Genomic DNA, 2,480 nt, shown 5'->3' on the forward strand with positions numbered 1-2,480 from the left:
GAAGCCGCCCAGGCGACACCGGCCGGCCCTTGTTCGCAGAAGCTGAAACGGAGATTCGCCTCAGGCCAGGCGGGCCAGGTGTCGTCCTGGATACGGGGGTGGAGGTGTTCGTCGTGCCAGCCGTCTGCGGGGAGTAGGGCGCTATGCAGGGTGGGACGGGACGAAGTCCGCAGAATGGCCGAGGAGGAATGGTGAGCCGGGGCTCGTCGGCGACCAGCCGTTGGTTAGGGCGGTACGGATACTGTCGGCCACTTGGGCGGGCAGGACCGGGCTGCCTTGGATTCCAAGCCAGTTGCTCGGATGCGGCTGGTCGGTGGTGATCACCAGTGTGGTTCCGGGAGTGTCGGCGTGTTCGACCGCGAAGGTGAGGGGCGACTGCACCAGTCCCTGGTCGTAGGTCGGCCGTCCGCGCAGGTGCCATCTGTAGGTGGTGCCATTAACGGTGATGAGCCGCGATCCTTTTTTGACCAGTGCCATGTCTCCGTCCTTTCCCCGGTGACAGTTGCGAGCGGTGGTTGATCACTCTAGTTCCGGCTTAGTGGTCGGCTCCGGAAGTCCTTCGGGGGTTGATCATGCGACGAGGCGGAACGAGGATTCTTCCTGATGATCGGCGGTCTGCCGGTCGAGCCTGGCCAGCAGATCGTCCAGGTCGGAGGAGGTGAACTTCCACTGGAACGGCTGTGCACTGGCGTTGTAACGGTCTTCGAATGCTCGGAGCCGGTCCCCGGACCTGGGCGAGGTCGGTGAAGTCGTTGGGCGAGACGACCTTGCGCTGGACGACGGAGAAGTAGATCTCCACCTGGTTCAACCAGGAGGCGTGCACTGGGGTGTGGACCATTACGGCGTTGGGGAAGGCGCTGGCCAGCCGGTCGGCGGCCTTCTGCCCGCGGTGGGAGGAGCCGTTGTCGACGATCCAGAACACCCGTTTCGCGCTGGCGTAGGGTTCGGTGCTCATGACCTGGGTGACCAGGTTCATGAACGGGTCGATGCCGGTGCGCGGTTCGGTGCGGCCGAACACCTTCGCGGCGTGGACGTCGTAGGCGGCCAGGTAGGCCAGTGCTCCGCCGCGTCCGTAGGTGTGGTTGACGCGCATCGCTCTCGCCCGGCCCGGGGCGAGGGTGGGGTGGCAGCGGCAGCGGGCCTGGATGGAGGTCTTCTCGTCGGCGCTGACGACGTAGTCATCCTCCCCGAGCGGGACACCGCCCCAGGTGCGGGCGTACAGGTCCAGAACACGCTCGGCCTTGGGTTGGAAACCCGGGTCGGTGATGAAGATCCAGGAATGGTGCTGCCAGGGCTTGAGCGCGTCCTCGCCCAGCCATCGGCGCACGGTGGAGGCCGACACGGACGTGGCGATGCCCTCGACCATGGCTTCGCGGGCCAGTTCCGGGCACGACCAGCGCGACAGCGGCGCCCCGGTCTCGGCGGGCAGTCGGCAGGCCAACGCCTTGACCCGGGCGGCCTGCAGTGCGGTGAAGGAAGCCGGGCGGCCGGTGCGTTTTCGATCGGCCAGGCCCGCAAGACCCAGCTCGGCGAACCGCCCCCGCCACTTGCGCACCGTGTCCAGATGCAGCCCCGTCTCGCGGGCGATGCACGCGTTGGAGCGCCCGCGCGACGCGTGCAGCACGACCTGCGCCCGGACACGCAGCCGGTACTGGGTCTTGTGGCCGTAGGCCAACTCCTTCAGCCGCTCGCGCTCGGCGGCAGTTGGGGCTATCGGACGGGCCGGGGCAATGGGCATGTGGCAAGGGCCGATCGGGAGAAGTGGATCACGACAGGCCGTAGCCTGCCGTGTCCTCTTCCCAGCCCGTCCGGCAGGATGCGGGCACGCCCGCACCGCTTGGCCGCAGCCGAGCACCTGCACGTGATGCCTGTATGCCGCGAGGGCCCACAGGTTGTGTCCGCCTGGGGGTACCGATTGTCCTCTGACAGGTAATCTTGGCCGTTTGACAGGTGACGTTGGCCGCTCGGTTCGGGGCGCGGGTCGCCGACGGACGCCGCGGCCCGTCCGACGGACTCGCTTGGTCAGCGGCCGCCGGGGCGACCGAGGGCGTCGCTGAGGAAATCGGTGATCTCCGCCCGTGCCGCCACGGCCTGCGGCACTACGGCCGGCATGCTGACGAAGGCGTGTGTGGCCTCGGGGAACTCGGTCAGCCGCGCGGGCGTCCCGGCCGCGCGCAGGCGCTCGGCGTAGCGGCGGCCGTGGTCGGCCAGCGGGTCATGGCTCGGCACCACCACCAGCGCCGGGGCGAGCCCGGTGAGACTGCCGGCGTGCAGCGGAGACAGCGCACGGGGATCGGTTCCCGAGGGGACGGCGAGCCGGTGCAACAGCCGCAGTTGGGGAACGGTCAGGGTCGGGCTGTGGGCGTGCTCGGCGACCGAGGGGTGGTCGAACATCGTCCCGGTCACGTCCGCGACGGGGTTGACCAGCACCTGCGCCCGCAGTTGCAGGTCGGCCTGCCTGGCGCGGATGGCGGCCAGGG

General features: G+C 69.0%; 3 protein-coding genes. All 3 read right to left on the reverse strand.

Annotated elements, in window-relative coordinates:
- Nucleotides 1-141: 141 nt before the first annotated feature.
- The gene (locus ACZ4XD_RS37345; RefSeq protein WP_468050015.1) at nucleotides 142-477 is read right to left on the reverse strand and encodes a hypothetical protein; all 336 of its coding nucleotides are present in this window, start codon (nucleotides 475-477) and stop codon (nucleotides 142-144) included.
- A 58-nt stretch (nucleotides 478-535) separates the two neighbouring features.
- The gene (locus ACZ4XD_RS37350; protein WP_468050017.1) at nucleotides 536-1,738 is read right to left on the reverse strand and encodes an IS630 family transposase; all 1,203 of its coding nucleotides are present in this window, start codon (nucleotides 1,736-1,738) and stop codon (nucleotides 536-538) included.
- Nucleotides 1,739-2,022: 284 nt separating this feature from the next.
- Nucleotides 2,023-2,480, reverse strand: a 458-nt coding sequence (locus ACZ4XD_RS37355; RefSeq protein WP_468050019.1) for an alpha/beta hydrolase fold domain-containing protein, incomplete at its 5' end; no start/stop codon positions are given.

The sequence above is a fragment of the Streptomyces sp. NPDC029466 genome, from assembly GCF_055574515.1.